Source organism: Niallia laureatilytica, from assembly GCF_046613985.1.
GTDB lineage: Bacteria > Bacillota > Bacilli > Bacillales > Cytobacillaceae > Niallia.
On the sequence record NZ_JBKKHP010000005.1, the window covers coordinates 280,941 to 297,042 of the forward strand.

At 35.9% G+C, this 16,102-nt stretch carries 15 protein-coding genes; 1 reads left to right on the top strand and 14 read right to left on the bottom strand.

The annotated features are described in order from the left end of the window. Nucleotides 1–11 precede the first annotated feature (11 nt). The 8 genes from rbsD to nirB all read right to left on the bottom strand — a co-directional run bounded on the left by rbsD (nt 12) and on the right by nirB (nt 7,144). The gene (gene rbsD, locus ACLIJJ_RS15095) at nt 12–410 is read right to left on the bottom strand and encodes a D-ribose pyranase (protein ID WP_233314986.1); all 399 of its coding nucleotides are present in this window, start codon (nt 408–410) and stop codon (nt 12–14) included. A gap of 2 nt (nt 411–412) precedes the next feature. After that, the gene (gene rbsK, locus ACLIJJ_RS15100) at nt 413–1,291 is read right to left on the bottom strand and encodes a ribokinase (protein ID WP_233314985.1); all 879 of its coding nucleotides are present in this window, start codon (nt 1,289–1,291) and stop codon (nt 413–415) included. Beyond that, nucleotides 1,284–2,270 carry a LacI family DNA-binding transcriptional regulator gene (locus tag ACLIJJ_RS15105; protein ID WP_233314984.1) on the bottom strand — a complete coding sequence of 329 codons (987 nt, stop codon included), beginning with the start codon at nt 2,268–2,270 and terminating at the stop codon, nt 1,284–1,286. Before ACLIJJ_RS15105 ends, rbsK begins: the two co-directional genes overlap by 8 nt. A 138-nt stretch (nt 2,271–2,408) precedes the next feature. Then, the gene (locus ACLIJJ_RS15110; protein WP_341081374.1) at nt 2,409–2,633 is read right to left on the bottom strand and encodes a sirohydrochlorin chelatase family protein; all 225 of its coding nucleotides are present in this window, start codon (nt 2,631–2,633) and stop codon (nt 2,409–2,411) included. A 98-nt stretch (nt 2,634–2,731) separates the two neighbouring features. Beyond that, nucleotides 2,732–3,511: a uroporphyrinogen-III C-methyltransferase gene (gene cobA, locus ACLIJJ_RS15115; RefSeq protein ID WP_233315627.1), complete on the bottom strand. Its 780-nt coding sequence runs from the start codon at nt 3,509–3,511 to the stop codon at nt 2,732–2,734. 24 nt (nt 3,512–3,535) lie between these two features. Further along, complete coding sequence (locus ACLIJJ_RS15120; RefSeq protein ID WP_233314983.1) at nt 3,536–4,375, bottom strand: formate/nitrite transporter family protein; 840 nt, start codon at nt 4,373–4,375, stop codon at nt 3,536–3,538. Nucleotides 4,376–4,396: 21 nt separating this feature from the next. After that, nucleotides 4,397–4,717 (bottom strand): nitrite reductase small subunit NirD, encoded by a 321-nt coding sequence (gene nirD / locus ACLIJJ_RS15125; protein WP_411411223.1) that lies wholly within the window; start codon nt 4,715–4,717, stop codon nt 4,397–4,399. Nucleotides 4,718–4,732: 15 nt separating this feature from the next. Continuing rightward, nucleotides 4,733–7,144, bottom strand: a complete 2,412-nt coding sequence (gene nirB, locus ACLIJJ_RS15130; protein ID WP_411411197.1) for a nitrite reductase large subunit NirB — start codon at nt 7,142–7,144, stop codon at nt 4,733–4,735. Nucleotides 7,145–8,480: 1,336 nt separating this feature from the next. Between nirB and ycaC the strand changes: the two genes are divergently transcribed. Next, on the top strand, nt 8,481–9,125 hold the full coding sequence (ycaC, locus tag ACLIJJ_RS15135; RefSeq protein ID WP_233314981.1) for an isochorismate family cysteine hydrolase YcaC: 645 nt from the start codon (nt 8,481–8,483) through the stop codon (nt 9,123–9,125). A 371-nt stretch (nt 9,126–9,496) separates the two neighbouring features. On the opposite strand, the gene ACLIJJ_RS15140 is transcribed toward ycaC, so the two are convergent. From ACLIJJ_RS15140 to ACLIJJ_RS15165, 6 genes are all read right to left on the bottom strand, one after another. Beyond that, a complete protein-coding gene (locus ACLIJJ_RS15140) occupies nt 9,497–10,249 on the bottom strand; it encodes an SDR family NAD(P)-dependent oxidoreductase (protein WP_237943013.1) in 753 nt (250 codons plus the stop codon). 50 nt (nt 10,250–10,299) lie between these two features. Beyond that, complete coding sequence (locus ACLIJJ_RS15145) at nt 10,300–11,748, bottom strand: glycoside hydrolase family 1 protein (RefSeq protein ID WP_411228876.1); 1,449 nt, start codon at nt 11,746–11,748, stop codon at nt 10,300–10,302. 15 nt (nt 11,749–11,763) lie between these two features. After that, nucleotides 11,764–13,635: a beta-glucoside-specific PTS transporter subunit IIABC gene (locus tag ACLIJJ_RS15150; RefSeq protein WP_411228875.1), complete on the bottom strand. Its 1,872-nt coding sequence runs from the start codon at nt 13,633–13,635 to the stop codon at nt 11,764–11,766. A gap of 109 nt (nt 13,636–13,744) precedes the next feature. Beyond that, complete coding sequence (gene licT, locus ACLIJJ_RS15155; protein ID WP_233314977.1) at nt 13,745–14,593, bottom strand: BglG family transcription antiterminator LicT; 849 nt, start codon at nt 14,591–14,593, stop codon at nt 13,745–13,747. A gap of 473 nt (nt 14,594–15,066) precedes the next feature. Then, nucleotides 15,067–15,285, bottom strand: coding sequence for a bacteriocin immunity protein (locus tag ACLIJJ_RS15160; protein WP_411411198.1), 219 nt, complete (start codon nt 15,283–15,285; stop codon nt 15,067–15,069). 473 nt (nt 15,286–15,758) lie between these two features. After that, entirely contained in the window at nt 15,759–15,989 is a 231-nt protein-coding gene (locus ACLIJJ_RS15165) for a hypothetical protein (RefSeq protein ID WP_411411199.1), read from the bottom strand. Nucleotides 15,990–16,102 lie beyond the last annotated feature (113 nt).

The following is a 16,102-nucleotide window of genomic DNA, read 5'->3' on the forward strand; positions in this document are numbered from 1 at the left end:
TACCACCTCATCTATTTAAAAAATACGCCTGATTGTAAAATACAGTTTGCATATGGTGTAATCTCACCTGTTCGGATGACTGCTTTAGCTTGTTTCGTTAATTGTTTAAATTCTTCATGAGAAACGTTTTCAATTTCAGCATCAGCGAATTTTCCCTTTAAGTAGTCAGCATGCTCTGGATTTCCTGCTTCTATTTCAGAGGCGATTATCACTTTTTCGATAATCATATCCTCTTCAACAGCATTCACTACATCAATAAATGTTGGAAAACCAGCCTTAATCGCTAAATCTATCTTTTTAACACCATCGGGAATTGGCAAACCAGCATCTGCGATTACAATATAATCGGTATGACCTAGGTCAGCTAAAACTTGTGCAATGTGACTGTTTAAAATTCCATAACGTTTCATTATTACAAACTCCCTTCTACTTCTTCTCTTGTTGGCATTCCGCCTTGTGCACCAAATTTTGTTACAGACAAGGAGGCAGCCCGATTCGCAAAACGAATGCTATCTTCCATGCTTTTCCCTTCAGCTACAGCAACGGCAAAAGCCGCATTAAAGGTATCTCCTGCACCTGTTGTGTCAACTGCCTCAACAGAATAAGCGGGGATAACTATTTCATTGATTCCATCATAATAACGAACTCCATTTTTACCTTCAGTAACCAGCAATTTATTTGGAAACTCTTTTAATACTTCATGGATATCCTTGTCCTCAAAAAGAATAGCAGCTTCCGATTCATTTGGTGTAAGATAAGTAGCCTTTTCAATGACCGTTTTACTAATAGGTCTTGCTGGCGCTGGGTTTAGTAATAAAGGCACATTATTTGCAAAGCAAATTTCTGCTACATATTCTACTGTTTCCTCAGGAATTTCTTGCTGGATTAGGACAACATCTGATTCAGAGATAACATTCAATGCTTTTTCAACTAGATCAGGTGTGACATAATCATTAGCACCTTTCACGACGATAATGCTGTTATCACCTTCTGCTAAGGTAATATGCGCTGTACCTGTTTCCGAATGTGTAACCCGTTCCACATAGGTTGTATTAACACCATTAGCAGTGAAATTGTTAACGATCGTTTCACCGAAATTATCTTCTCCTACACAACCGACCATAAATACTTCAGCACCAAGTCTGGCAGCTGCGACAGCCTGGTTAGCTCCTTTGCCACCAGGGACTGTCTTAAAGCTTTCTCCTATAATCGTTTCCCCTTGATTTGGTCGTTTGGAAGTTGTTACAACTAAATCTATAGAAGAACTACCAATAATCGTCATTTTAATCATTTTTCTCAACCTTTCTTGTTGTTTGCCTTTCAATAAAGGTAACAGGCATTTGGATATTCTTATTCACTAACGGCTTATTATCGATTAGATTTATTAATAGTTTTGCTGCTTCTCTTCCCATATCATAAGCAGGCTGTCTAATAGTAGAAAGGGACGGGAACAGCAGCTTGCTAAGCGGTATATCATCATATCCGATAATTTGTAAGTCATCGGGAATAGATCTTCCTATTCGCAACGCCTCATGTAGAATAGCTGCTGCACTAAGGTCGTTGCTTGCAATTACCCCGTCTGTTTCAGGAAATTTCTCAAATAGAGTTTTAGCCATTTTTTCAGCATCGTGAAAGCCAAACGATGAAGTAATTACCTGAAAGTCTACATTAGCATTACATAGCTCATCAACAGCACCCTTGAATCTGTCTTGTGCTGTCCTTAGTTCAATCGGTCCTCGAAGTAAAGCAATTCGCTTACTGCCTCTTCTAACCATTTCTTGTGCTGCTTTTTTCCCTCCAGCCAATCCATCTGCATACACAGAAGGATAAGTGCCTGTTATTCGATCCAGTAAGACGACAGGAAAAGACAGGTTTTCGTAAAGTTTTGTTTCCGCCTGATTTGTTGCTGAAATAATTCCTATTACATTATTTTGGTTAAAAGTCTGTATGTAATCTATTTCTTTTTCTAATTTTTCATCAGCATTCCCAATAATTAAATGAAGTCCCTGCTCCTGCATTTCGTCCTCTACCCCTCGAGCTAACTCAGGAAAGAAGGGATTTCTGATATCGGGAAGCAATAATCCAATTAATCGTGACTTTTTTTTATAAAGAGATCTTGCCACTTCATTTGGTTTGTAATTTAATTCTTTAATTGCCTCGTTTACTAGCTTCCTAGTATCTTCATGTGCATACCCTTTATTGTTTAATACTCTTGAGACGGTCGCCACAGATACTCCAGCTCTTTTCGCAACATCCCGTATAGTAGCCATGAATTCACCTCTCTTGTGTAACCGGTTACACACATAATATCATAGTATTATTTCCTATGCAACATTAAATATTATGGCCAGCCGGTTTAATCCATAAAAAAAAGCAGCAATCAGAAAACAGCTACTACAGAAACGCTTTTATTCTCTGTCTGCAATTCGTTGCTTATCCTTTACAGCATCTAGATTGCTGCTTCCCCGACCAATAAAGAGGATTTCTGTTTCCTCACTAAGCTGAAATTGTTCTTCCATTCTTTCTATTAGAATATCTAGAACACCTAGTGGTTTTAGTATTAATTCTCCGTTATCAATTGTTCTAGAAACTCGGAAATTTCGCTTTTGGAGTGGACAGCAAGATCGATACATCTATAATTCCCAGCACCTTTAAACAAAATCAATTGCTTCTTAGTCCACCCGATTCCTTTCTCGTAACAGCTTGCCTTGTCAACAGTTTCTCCATATAATCAGTTTCCTGAAGTAAGTCCGATGGTTACTTTGTTGTTCGCTTCTTGGATTTGTTCTATTCTATTTTTGAAGCTAACTACTTCTCCAACAACTATCATAGCTGGGTTCTTTATTTTCGCCTTTTGAGCAAGGCTTACAATACTTCCAATTGTACCTGTTATTGTCTTCTGTTCAGGCGTGGTACCTTCTTGAATAATGGCGACAGGTGTATCTTTGCACTTACCATGCTTGACTAATTGTTCACATATATATGGTAAATTCCCTACTCCCATATAAATAGCTAATGTATCAACCGCTTTGACAAGACTTTCCCACTTGATGTCTGCTGGTTCTCCGTTTTTGCAATGACCTGTAATGATTGCGAATGAATTGCCAAGTTCTCGGTGTGTGATGGGAATTCCGGCATAAGCTGGGGCTGCAATCCCAGCTGTTACACCTGGTACGACTTCGTAAGCAATATTGTTCTTTACCAATTCCTCAATCTCTTCCGCCCCTCTGCCAAACACAAAGGGGTCTCCCCCTTTAAGTCTAGTAACCACTTTTCCTAAGCGAGCATAATGGACTAATAGCTGATTAATCATTTCTTGTGGCATGGTATGAAATTTCGGCTGTTTTCCACAATAAATGAATTCTGCATGAGGTTTTGCTTCCCGTAACAATTCTCTATTGACTAAACGATCATATACAATAACATCAGCCTGCTGTATACATCTCAATCCTTTAATTGTAAGTAAGTCCAAATTACCAGGGCCCGCTCCAACTATATATACTTTTCCCATCATCTTCCCCCCTTAAATCACATGTTATGTTTCAGCAATATAGTCTTCCTTCTTTGAAACAACCATTTCTTTTTTCTTTTTCACTTTATGATGAGTAAAGTATAATGCTAAACCTGTAAATATAACCCCACTTACCAAATTCCCAAATAGCACAGGGAGCTGATTCCAAAGCCACCAATCTGCTAAAGAAACATCCGCACCTAACATCATCCCTGCAGGAATCACAAACATATTTACGACAGCATGTTCAAAGCCTTGTGCAAAAAAGATTAATATCGGCAACCACATGGCAACAATTTTCCCGATTGTGTTTGTCGATGTCATCGCCATGACTGCCCCTAATGTTACCATCCAATTACATAGTAATGCTTTCACAAACACGACGATTAAACCATCACTGCCTAGATTTGCATACAATAGCGTTTTTGCTTCTGCAACTGCGATAATTTTTGCTGCAATAGCATTATCAGTAACATGACTAAGTTGTGTAATTGCAATCACATATAAAAAAGCATACAGCCCTGCTCCTATTAAATGACCAATAATGACCCAAAACCAGTTGGAGAGCATTTGGGATATAGAAACCCTTTTCTCTAAAACCGCTAAAGGTATGAGCGCAAAACTCCCTGTTACTAGTTCAAGCCCAAGCAGTATGACTAATACAAAGCAAGCTGGAAATAAGATTGCTCCCAAAATCCCCATTCCTGTTTGAATTTCAGCGGTAAATGCCAATGTTGTCCCAAACCCAAGGAGGGCACCTGCCAGCCCTCCTCTAATTAACATATCTATAATAGATAATTTTGCTTTTGCTTCACCAGCCTCAATCATGCCCTGCACTACTTGATCTGTCTTTACGAATGACATAATACCCCTCCTTTAGTAAAATCAGATGACAATGTATACAAGGTTCTCTTCCACTTCCACTTTATATGCTTTAACACAACCACGATCTGGCGCTTGAGCCTGACCGTCACACACATTAATTTTCCAATCATGCATCGGACAAAATACATGGTCTCCGCTAACCATTCCCTCCGCAAGCACTCCCCCTTTATGGGGGCATCGATTCTCAATGGCACGAACATCCCCATTTGCCAGCTTGAATAAGGCAATTTCTTCTTTTCCAATATAAGCTGTTTTCCCTAGGCGGTCTGGCAAATCCGTATATTTTCCGATTAATACTCTTCCTATTGTATTTTCCATAATTACTCCCCCTATCTATCATTTAGAAGTTACTGGAACATTAACTGTTTCATAAAGTCTTTTTACTAAACTTTCATCCTTAAGTGTTTCACTCCATGGTTCTTGCACCGTTTCTAAAGTTATATCCATGCGTTTATTTAATTCATCGCGCAAGCCTTTATCTTCAAGTTTTTCTTTCACCTTATCAATCCCGAGACGGCCAACCCATACAGATGTTCTTTCTAAGTAATTCGCTGTTTCTCTATAGTACTGTAAAAAGGCTCCAGTCCATTCCAGTACCTCGGCTTTCGTTTTAACCTTAACGAGTAAGTCACCTTCCCTAAGATCTGTACCTGCATTGCCGCCTACATAGAGCTCCCAAACTCCATCTAAACCAACGACTCCAACATCCTTAATACCACTTTCAGCACAGTTTCTTGGACAAGCTGATACGGCCATTTTTATTTTATGCGGTCCATTCAACCCTTCAAATTTTTTCTCTAAATCAATCCCCATCCCTACTGAATCTTGAGTACCAAAGCGACAGAAGTCAGCACCAACACAAGTTTTTACTGTACGCAGTCCCTTAGAATATGCATGTCCTGACGGCATACCAAGTTCTGCCCAAATATTTGGTAAGTCTTGCTTTTGTACACCAAGCAAATTAATACGTTGTCCACCAGTTAATTTAATCATTTTTACCTTATATTTATCTGCTACATCAGCAATCTTTCTAAGATCATCTGCATTTGTAACACCGCCATACATTCTTGGAATGACACTAAAGGTACCATTATTTTGAATATTCGCATGCAATCTTTCATTAACAAAACGAGATTCCCGTTCGTCCTTATATTCTGTTGGATTAAGCATGCCTAAATAATAATTTAATGCTGGTCTGCATTTAGAGCATCCTTCATCATTTTTCCATCCTAATACATTCATAACTTCCCTTGTATGTGTAAGCTGCTTTTCCTTTATTTCATTAACAACTTCATCCCTCGATAAAGTGGTACAAGCACAGATCGATTCCTTTTGATCTTCACTATATTTATCACCGAGTGTAAATTCCAATAGATCAGCCACTAATGACTTACATGAACCACAGGAACGTGATGCGTTCGTACACCCCTTCACTTGTTCAACTGTTGTAAGTCCATCATTTTTTATTGCCGAGACAATATGCCCCTTCGTTACCCCATTACATCCACATACCACTTCATCATCTGTCATTTGGGCTACTAAGCTACTTCCTGTTTCCTCCGTCTGATTAGATTCAATGTATTCCTCTATAGATGCACCATTCTTGATTAAATTTAATAACCGATTACCTTCCTTCGTTTCGCCAAACAGGACTGCTCCAGCTATTTTCCCTTGCTCGATAATGATTTTTTTATAAGTTCCATTCCAATCATCTAACATTTTAATCGCCTTAGTATTCTCATCCTCTAGGATTTTTCCAGTTGAGAAGACATCTACACCAGACACTTTTAATTGTGAAGAAAGAACGGACCCTTTGTATCCCTCACTGTATACACTGCAAATTCGTTTAGCTAACACTTCCCCCTGTTGATAAAGCGGGGCAACTAAGCCGTAAACCATTCCCCTGTGCTCTGCACATTCTCCGACAGCAAATATATTAGGAATTTCTGTTTCCATAAAATCATTTACGACGATCCCCCGATTAACAGGAATGCCAGTTTTTTTAGCTAATTCAACATTAGGTTTTATTCCGACTGCCATCACAACTAAGTCTGCTTCAATCTTATCGCCAGTTTTAAAACGTAGTCCTGTTACATGTTTCTTCCCAAGAATTTCGGTAGTTTGTTTATTTAATAAAAAGTTCATACCTTGATTTTCTAACTCTTTTTGTAACATTTTTCCGGCATCCCGATCTAATTGCCGGTCCATAAGATAATCATTAATATGAATAACATCTACCTTCATTCCAAGATTAAGCAAACCACGAGCAGCCTCGAGTCCTAATAATCCTCCTCCGATAACTGCTGCTTTCTGATGCTTTTTTGAGTAATGCAGCATTGTTTCACAATCCTTAATATCGCGAAATGCCGTCACACCTTGTTTATCTGAACCAGGTAAAGGCAACATAAATGGATTAGAGCCCGTTGCGATAATTAACTTATCATAAGGTTCTTCACGGTTCTTATCTGTAGAAACAATCTGCTTTTTTGTATCAATATTAATTACACTTTCCCCTGGATATAAGCGAATATTATTGTTTTCATACCAATTCCAATCATTTAAAGTAATATCTGCAACAGTTGTATCTCCCTGCAAAACCTTTGATAATTGGATTCTATTATAGTTTGGATGTGGTTCACTTCCAAAAACAGTTATATCGAATTCATCAGGATCAATTTTTAATATTTCTTCTATCGTCCTAATTCCGGCCATTCCATTTCCAATCAAAATTAACTTTCGCTTTAACATAACTGGCAGCCCCCTCAATAAAAGTTAGATAATTCCGACAATATTCTAGTGCCTAGTTTAATCGGCTACGTAATAGTTATGCAAGCAACTTGTTAGATTTTCTCACATGTTCATTTTGCTACATTTCCGTATTAAAGCGTTACTCCTATATCACTGTTGCTTAGATTGTTTTGATTAAACCAAGGATGAAACCGTTATCAAACATTTACTAACTCAGTCTCTGTTTAAACAAAAAAACATCTAAAGACCTATAGTGGTTTCTGTTCCCAGTATACAAATATTTCCATATACATAAATCAGGTACTACCATCGTGCACCTTAGATAACTATTCTTGGTGAATGTTCGGGAACTCATGGAAATTGAAGGTACTCCACTTACAGTGCTGAAAAAAAATACAAAAAAAGACTGGCACTTATATTCATAAGTCCAGACTAGCTTTTTTCTCCTCCCTAATAGAAGGAAAATATATTACAATAATGGATTATATTTAAATCATCCTGATTTGCTTCCATGTCTTCTGCCACAATAATAACCAAAAGAGAAAATAGCCATTACCACCAATATAACAATTCCATAAGCGCTAATGATCTTGATTAACATAGGCACTACAGAGCTCTTTATAAAGGGCATTAACATCCCTTTTGTTTGTAGAAAATAGCCATAAACAAGAACTAAGATAATTACAATAAAAACTGACAAACGTATGATTCTAAAGAATACGTTCTCGCTCAAAGAGTTTTCCCCCACTCCTCCTCGTTTCTAGTCTACTTTCTGGCACATGAATTTCTTATTATATAAGTTCGCTGTATAATCTTCCTGTCCTTCTAAGAAACAAGAATTGTTTCCATCCTAGTTTTGAAGAGACACTTATTAGTTTGAAAATTAGGTATATAGCCGCTTAATGACTCTTGGGATTATATGGTAACATAAATTGATTTTAACAAAGGAGGAATTTTATGACTTAAACAATAGCCGTCAAATATGGTAGTTTACGCAAAACTCTAAAAATCCAATTATTGTCACAGATGGATGTATCCAATCTGGCTAGAAAATGAATAAACTTTCCCGAAGTAATGAGGATTACAGAAGTTGGTAGTGCACTAGAAGCAAGTAACATCATTTTAGACAGCTATTGAAAAGTCCATAGTCATTAATTGTATGTCCAGAGTACAATTTTGAAATTATTTTAAAATTGTATCAGCATTAAGCAAATACATGAAAAGATTGATTCCGACTCATAAGTTTATTTATCAACTATCAATAATCAATTAGCTATAAACCGATTTAACAAACGAACCATTTTCATCGATTACTAATTTTTAGGAGGAATACATAATGTCTGATCTTTATTCTCGTATTAATAGGGATGATGCTGTTGTTCTTTTAGTGGATCACCAAACTGGCCTGATGGCTGGACTCGTTCGTGACTATGGTGTTGATGAATTCAAAAATAATGTTTTAGCTCTTGCTCGCACTGCTGAGTTCTTTGAATTACCAGTTATTTTAACAACAAGCTTTGAAAACGGACCTAATGGACCTCTTATGCAGGAATTGGTTGATCTGTTTCCTAACGCACCAAAAATAGCACGCCCTGGACAAATTAACGCATGGGATAATGATGATTTCGTTAAGGCAATCGAAGAATCTGGCAAAAAACAACTTATCATCGCAGGCGTAGTTACAGATGTTTGTGTTGCTTTCCCAGCACTTTCCGCTATTAATGCTGGATATGAAGTATTTGCTGTTACTGATGCTTCAGGGACTTTCAACAAACAAGTTGCAGATGCAGCCAATACCCGTATGGCACATAATGGCGTGCAACTTATGAACTGGTTTAGCGTAGCATGCGAATTACAACGTGATTGGCGCAACGATGTTGAAGGATTTGGGAATTTACTTGCTAGTAATCTCCCAGGCTATCAAAATGTAATTGGAAGCTATATGGGTGCACAGCGAGATCTTAGTAAACAAAATGCATAGATTTATTCCTAAGAAATAGGCTAGATGGCGCTGATTTATTCAGCGCTTTTTTAATTAAGACGGATTGCAGTACGGTTTATGGCTGAGCTAATAATTACTTAAATTATCACAACTTAGGAGTATAGATTTGAGGCTTAATAATTATTAGGATTTAGTAGTAATGATTTATACAAAGTATGTGTAGCGAGGCTGTCAAATTTAATTTTATTACTACCTATTGCCACAAATGAAATTTGCGGCCTTTTTCTTGAACATAATTTATAGCAAAAGCAACATAATATTTTCCTTTTCTATATTGCCAAGTAAAACTTTTCTGTTTGTAATTAAAAAAAGCAATGGCATCAGTCCATTGCTTTTTTGTATTCAGGGATTTAAATGGAAGTAAAGCCACCGTCTATAGATACTACTGTTCCGTTAATATAGTTAGCTGTATCCCCCAGCAAGAAAGTAACTAGTTCTGCCACTTCTTCAGGATTTCCAAGACGTTTCTGCGGGATGGCTTCTACAACCGCTTTAACATTTTCAGGATTCTTTTCTCGGTATTCTTTTACCATAGGTGTTTCAATCGTGCCAGGTGCAACAGCGTTACAGCGAATACCTTGCTCTGCATATTCCGCAGCAATTGTTTTAGTAATACCGACAATGCCGTGCTTTGTCGCAGAATACGTACCAACAGTAGCTTGTCCTACTACTCCTGCAGTAGACGAAGTATTAACAATCGAACCGCCACCGTTTTTAAGCATCACTTCTGTTACATATTTAATTCCGTATAATGCACCTAATAGATTAATACCAACCACTTGTTGGATTTGTTCAATAGTATTATCCACGAATTTTACCCCTGGGCCGGAAATACCTGCATTATTATAGAACATATCAATTGTGCCAAATTCTTCTACTGTTTTATCTACATATTTTTTAACATCCTCTGCCTTGCTTACATCAGCTTGGACAAAGATTGCTCTTGCTCCTTTTTCTTCAATTAAGCTTACTGTTTCTTTTCCTGCTCTTTCTGAAATGTCCACAACCGTAATAGACACACCTGAATCTGCTAATTTTAATGCTACCGCTTGACCTAACCCGCTACCGCCACCAGTTACAATAGCTACTTTATCTTGACTCATAGAAGTTCCTCCTTAAAAAACAAAACTTTAATTATAACCTTGTTATTATTTTACAACACTTGACCATTCGAGTTAATTACTTCTTTATACCATTCAAAACTTTTCTTTTTTGTTCTCTTGAAGCTTCCATTTCCGTAATCATCTATATCGACATGAATAAAACCATAACGTTTGCTTACCTCAGAAGTTGAAACACTAATAATATCAATTGGTCCCCAACTAGTATAACCCATTAGTTCCACACCATCTGAGATAGCTTCTCTCATTTGCACAATATGCTCTCTTAGGTAGTTAATGCGATAATCATCCTGAAACAAACCATTTTCATCTGGTGTATCAATTGCACCTAGTCCATTCTCTACTACAAATAGCGGAACCTGATATCTATCATACAGTTTATTCAAAGTAACACGAAGTCCTACAGCATCAATTTGCCATCCCCAGTCAGATGATTCAAGATATGGATTTTTTAAACCAGAGAATAAATTACCTGGAGCTCTTTCTCCATGTGGTCCGGCACTTTCCACTAAAGACATATAGTAACTGAAGGAAATATAATCTACTTTATTTTGTAATAAAAGATCTTCATCCGTTTCTTCCATAATTATATTAATATTGTTCTCTTTAAAATATTCTTTGATAAAGTTTGGATAATATCCACGAACTTGAACATCTGTATAAAAGAAATTCATCTGCTCTTGTTTTAGCGTTTTTAACACATCTTGTGGATTACATGTTTCTGGATATGTTTCCAGTCTCGCAAGCATACACCCAACTTTCGCATCGGGGTTAATCTCCCTACATAGCTTTACAGCCATTGCACTAGCAATAAATTGATGGTGTAGGGCTTGATAGATTGCCTGATCTATATTTTCAAAACGGTCTGTTATTAAACCTCCACCATTATATGGAGCTAAAGCAATAGCATTGATTTCATTAAATGTTAACCAATATTTTACTTTATTACGATATCTCTTAAATACTGTTTCTGCGTATTTCGTAAACATATTAACTACTTTTCTATCTATCCATCCATTATATTTCTTAACAAGAGCAGCAGGCATTTCATAGTGTGATAGCGTTACAAGAGGTTCAATATTATATTTTGCTAATTCGTCAAAGACATTATCATAAAATTGTAGTCCCTCTTCATTCGCCTGTAAGTCATCACCGTTTGGAAAAATACGTGCCCAAGAAATAGATAATCGGAATGTTTTAAAACCCATCTCTCCAAACAAAGCAATATCTTCTTTATAGCGATGGTAAAAATCCACTCCCCATCTTTTCGGGTATTGCTTTTTAGAGTCTTCCTTAAATGCTTCCTCAAACTGCTCAGATGTAATATGTACTGCATTGTCACCAGCACGCTCTTCCTTAGGTATAAATGGTATCATATCAGCTGTTGACAAACCTTTTCCACCTAAGTTATAACCGCCTTCTAATTGATTGGCAGCTGTTGCTCCACCCCATAAAAACCCTTCTGGAAATCTTTTAGCCATAATAAACACTCCTTCTTATTTTTGAATATTAAATAGTTGTTCTTCTGTCTTTATTTCTTGATAATCTAAATCCAACTTCTCTACGGAACTATATTGATCACTATTTGTCAGTATCACTAAAGTAACCATATTGTATCCTTCGTTACTGATTGCCACTCGGTCAAAGGTAATAAGCTCTTGACCCTTTTGTACATATTGACCTTGTTCTACTTTTACATCAAAGAACTTGCCTTCTAAATTTACTGTTTCAAGGCCAATGTGAATAAGTACTTCTAAACCATTTTCAGAACGTAAACCAATTGCATGCTTTGTCGGATAAATCATTGCAACTGTACCATCAAAGGGAGAAACTAATGTATTCGCTGAAGGATCAATTGCAATACTTTTCCCCAAAATTTCACCTGAAAAAGTCTTATCTGGTACATCTTGAAGAGGCAAAACTTTACCTGTTAATGGACTACCTATTTCTTCCCCATCTTGGGATAATCTAGTTGTTTTTGTTTTCTCTGTACTTTCTTCCTCATCTGCTCGAACATCTTCAAACCCTAATATAAGTGTCATTACAAAAGCAATAATGAAGGAAACAATCATAGAAATAATGGTATACACTAAATTCATAGGACTAACAGGATCAATATAAACCGGGAAAGCCTCTAAACCTTGTAAGATAAAACCGAAACATTTTACTCCAAAGTAAACAACCATTCCTCCACTTATTGCACCAGCTATCATGGTTGCATATAATGGTCGTTTCAGTTTCAAATTCACTCCAAAGACAGCAGGTTCTGTAACACCTAATAATGCAGAAACACCAGTAGAAACTGCTAAAGATTTCAACTTTTTATTTTTGGTTCTAAATGAAACTGCAAATGCTGCACCTGCTTGTGCTAAACTGTTTACAATATTTAATGGCAAAATAGCATTATCATAACCATACTTACCCATATTCTGTAGAATAATAGGAGCAAAACCATAATGCATTCCGGTAACTACAAACACAGGCATTAAACCACCAATTAAAATCCCAGCAAATACTCCTCCATGCTCATAAATCCACGCAACTGCAATTCCTACATAATCGCCAACTATAAATCCAATTGGACCAGCAACAATTAATGTAAAAGGAATCATAATTAGGAAAACAAGTGTTGGTGTTAATACCACTCTCACTGTATTAGGAACAACTCGATTTATTATTTTATAAACATAGCTTAGAACCCAAACAGCAATAATAATTGGAATAACAGTGGCACTATAGCCTATGAAAGGAACAGACATACCTAAGAACTTTAATCCTGCTTCTCCACTGGATACCCCAGCTGTAATAGTTGGGTACAGTAATGCACCCGCTAATGCTACCGCTAAATATTCACTCACTTTAAATCTTTTAGCAGCTGATATTGCTAATAAGAAAGGAAGGAAATAAAATGCGGCATCAGAAATAATGGTAAGAACTTGATACGCATCGCTTTCGACTGATATCCATCCTAATACTTGCAATAAAGCAAGTATCCCTTTCATCATCCCAGCCCCAGCAATTGCTGGAATGACAGGAGAGAATACACCCGAGATCATATCAAAGAACCTACCTAAAAGCTTTTTCTTGCTTGCACTTGATTCATCAACACCACTTTCACTATTACTTCCAACTAACGATTCTACCTCTTTAAATACTTCCATAACCTTATTTCCAATAATCACCTGGAACTGACCGTTTTGAAATTGAGCCCCCATTGCTCCAGTTAACTCTCTAATTCCCTCCACATCGACTTTACTTTCATCTTTGACATGGAAACGAAGCCTTGTTACACAATGCCAAGCTCTTGTTATGTTTTCTTTGCCACCAATTCTATTTACAATATCTTTTGCCAATTTTTCCTGACTCATTTGTTTACTCCTATTCTTTTTTCTAGACAAAATAAAAACCTAAATATAATTCAAAACAAAATTTTGTTCTGAAGTATATTTAGGTTATGCCTGATTTAACAGTAACACCCTAATTTTGTTTTTCATTCCTTGAAGTCATTCGATGTATATGAATTGCTAAATATGCCAGTTCATCGTTGGACAGATGCCAGTTATACTCGATGTTTAAATACTTTTCAATTTTCTTCACACAGATATAAGCGTTTTGATATCTTTCTTTTATGATGTTATATAGAGACGTAATTTCTTCCATGGTTTTTTCATCATGATTTAATTGCCTTAAAATAAAGTAACGTAAATGCGTCAGTAACCTTGAATAATTAATTGAGTCTTCTTGGATTTTCATTTGATAATGATAGCTAATAATATCAAGAATTTTATTAGTAATTTCTGTGATTTGTAGAGTAACCTTCATTTCTTCACTCTTATGTTGCGCATTAACAAAATGCAAGGCAATAGACGTCGCTTCATACTCTGGCAATGAAATGTTAGTAAATCTCTTAATAAGATTAAGGGATTTAACGCCTATTTCATATTCTTCCTTATAAAGATTCTTAACTTCCCAATGAAGTGGATTCTTTATTAATAGGTTATCTTGATGTCTTTCTAAGGCAAAGTTTAAATGATCGGCCAAAGTAACAATAAAGGCATCACTTAACTTTTTTTGTAAAATATCTTCGCCCAAACGAATAATTTGATTTGTTAAGAAGATATAATCGGCTGGAATACTATTTAGAATACTTGTTAACTGATTGGACTCAGGAGAATCTAAAGAATATACTTTATCAACTAATTTAGGATTAATTTCTTCATATTTTTTCTTATTAAAACCAACCCCCTTTCCCATTACGATGATTTCGTTTCCACTATTATCTAAAGCTAGAGCAACGTTGTTATTAAATGCCTGTTTTAGTTTCATTGATAATCCCTCTTACTTTATGAATAAAATAAAAAAAACCAATTATAATCGCATGGATAGATAGGTTTCATATTTCCATTACAATTATAATTGGTTATGCCTGATCGAATCAGTAACACTCCTAAATTTTGATATAAGCTTAACACGTAAAGAAAACGTTGTCAATAAACTTATATGTACAATATAACTTTGAAATTATTGTATCATCCCTATCCATCTAACATATAACTCATATAAAAAAGGGAATTTGTAAGAACACAATCTACTCTTATAGACGGATACATAATTTTATTATGAAAGACTCTTCTTTTAATCCATCTCTATCCATTATATTTATAGAGCTGGATTACTTCTTTTTTAAACATTACATTCTCTCCTTTTTAAAAGATAGCCAAACTATCTCTTCTAATAAAAAACATCCTAACACATAGTTAGAGTGTTTTCTTTTATGTATATACATTGACAAGAACCCCTTACTCGTCTTCTTGTTCTTTGTAGGCTAGGGCAATATCTACGATTTCTTCTGGTGTTAATTCTTTATCACTCCAGAAAATTAAATCACTCGGTGCTGGGTGTGGTACATTCTTTTCAAGAATATCAATATACTCATTTACCTCTTCGTCAGAAAGTAATGGGTTTATTATCTTATTTACTAATTGAACTAATTCTTCTTTTGACATTTTATTTTCCATGTTATCCACCATCCTTAATTAATTCCCTTTCTTTCCAAAGTGATATGCAGGATCCAAAATAACTTGATGCATTCTTGGAGAAGTAATCATTAAATTATCTAAATTCTCCAGACTTTAACTTAATAGCAGACCTTGCATATGCTGATTTACTCTTGAGTACTCCTCGCATTTCTGAAACCTGACTTAGTGTACCTGTAGATTTTCTTTTATAAGGCTTAAAAGCTACATATCCAGCTTGGCCCTTATTAACAGTAAATGAATACTAGAACTTGATTTTGCTGTAGTTAAAGTAAAACTTGCTCCTACGTCAATAGCTTTAACTTCTGTTTTAGCACTAGCACTATAAGATTTAGAGACTGTTGCTGACCATTGTTTATCTACTCTACAAGTTTTTGTATTACAGTCAATGCTAGCAGAAACTTTAATAGAATCGCCATAATATTTTGTTGCTGATTTTTCTTTGTATCTCCATGTTACCCAATCAATATCTGCGTAAGGAGTGACTGTTTGGTTACTATAAATGTCGTAACTAGTTTAGCAACTGAACTTTCACTATTATCAATAAATTCATTTTCTAAGTTTTCCACTTCTGATATATTCGTAGATTCTTTATATTCTTCTTCAAAAACAGGAATAAGACCAGATTCAGTCACTTTAAAAGGTGAAATTTCTGCTTTTAATTCTTCATCGTAAAATGTTGCCACACCTTTAGCATTAACATTAACCTTCTGAATTTCTTCTGCATGCCTTGAGAAAAACTAAAAATGCCTAAAATAAAAATTGATAAAATAATAGTATACTTTTTCAAAGTTAACAC

Excerpts from the sequence above, each read along its gene's own strand:
- rbsD (WP_233314986.1), bottom strand. The coding sequence starts at position 410 with ATGAAACGTTATGGAATTTTAAACAGTCACATTGCACAAGTTTTAGCT.
- rbsK (WP_233314985.1), bottom strand. The coding sequence starts at position 1,291 with ATGATTAAAATGACGATTATTGGTAGTTCTTCTATAGATTTAGTTGTA.
- ACLIJJ_RS15105 (WP_233314984.1), bottom strand. The coding sequence starts at position 2,270 with ATGGCTACTATACGGGATGTTGCGAAAAGAGCTGGAGTATCTGTGGCG.
- ACLIJJ_RS15110 (WP_341081374.1), bottom strand. The coding sequence starts at position 2,633 with ATGTATCGATCTTGCTGTCCACTCCAAAAGCGAAATTTCCGAGTTTCT.
- cobA (WP_233315627.1), bottom strand. The coding sequence starts at position 3,511 with ATGGGAAAAGTATATATAGTTGGAGCGGGCCCTGGTAATTTGGACTTA.
- ACLIJJ_RS15120 (WP_233314983.1), bottom strand. The coding sequence starts at position 4,375 with ATGTCATTCGTAAAGACAGATCAAGTAGTGCAGGGCATGATTGAGGCT.
- nirB (WP_411411197.1), bottom strand. The coding sequence starts at position 7,144 with ATGTTAAAGCGAAAGTTAATTTTGATTGGAAATGGAATGGCCGGAATT.
- ycaC (WP_233314981.1), top strand. The coding sequence starts at position 8,481 with ATGTCTGATCTTTATTCTCGTATTAATAGGGATGATGCTGTTGTTCTT.
- ACLIJJ_RS15140 (WP_237943013.1), bottom strand. The coding sequence starts at position 10,249 with ATGAGTCAAGATAAAGTAGCTATTGTAACTGGTGGCGGTAGCGGGTTA.
- ACLIJJ_RS15145 (WP_411228876.1), bottom strand. The coding sequence starts at position 11,748 with ATGGCTAAAAGATTTCCAGAAGGGTTTTTATGGGGTGGAGCAACAGCT.
- ACLIJJ_RS15150 (WP_411228875.1), bottom strand. The coding sequence starts at position 13,635 with ATGAGTCAGGAAAAATTGGCAAAAGATATTGTAAATAGAATTGGTGGC.
- licT (WP_233314977.1), bottom strand. The coding sequence starts at position 14,593 with ATGAAACTAAAACAGGCATTTAATAACAACGTTGCTCTAGCTTTAGAT.
- ACLIJJ_RS15160 (WP_411411198.1), bottom strand. The coding sequence starts at position 15,285 with ATGGAAAATAAAATGTCAAAAGAAGAATTAGTTCAATTAGTAAATAAG.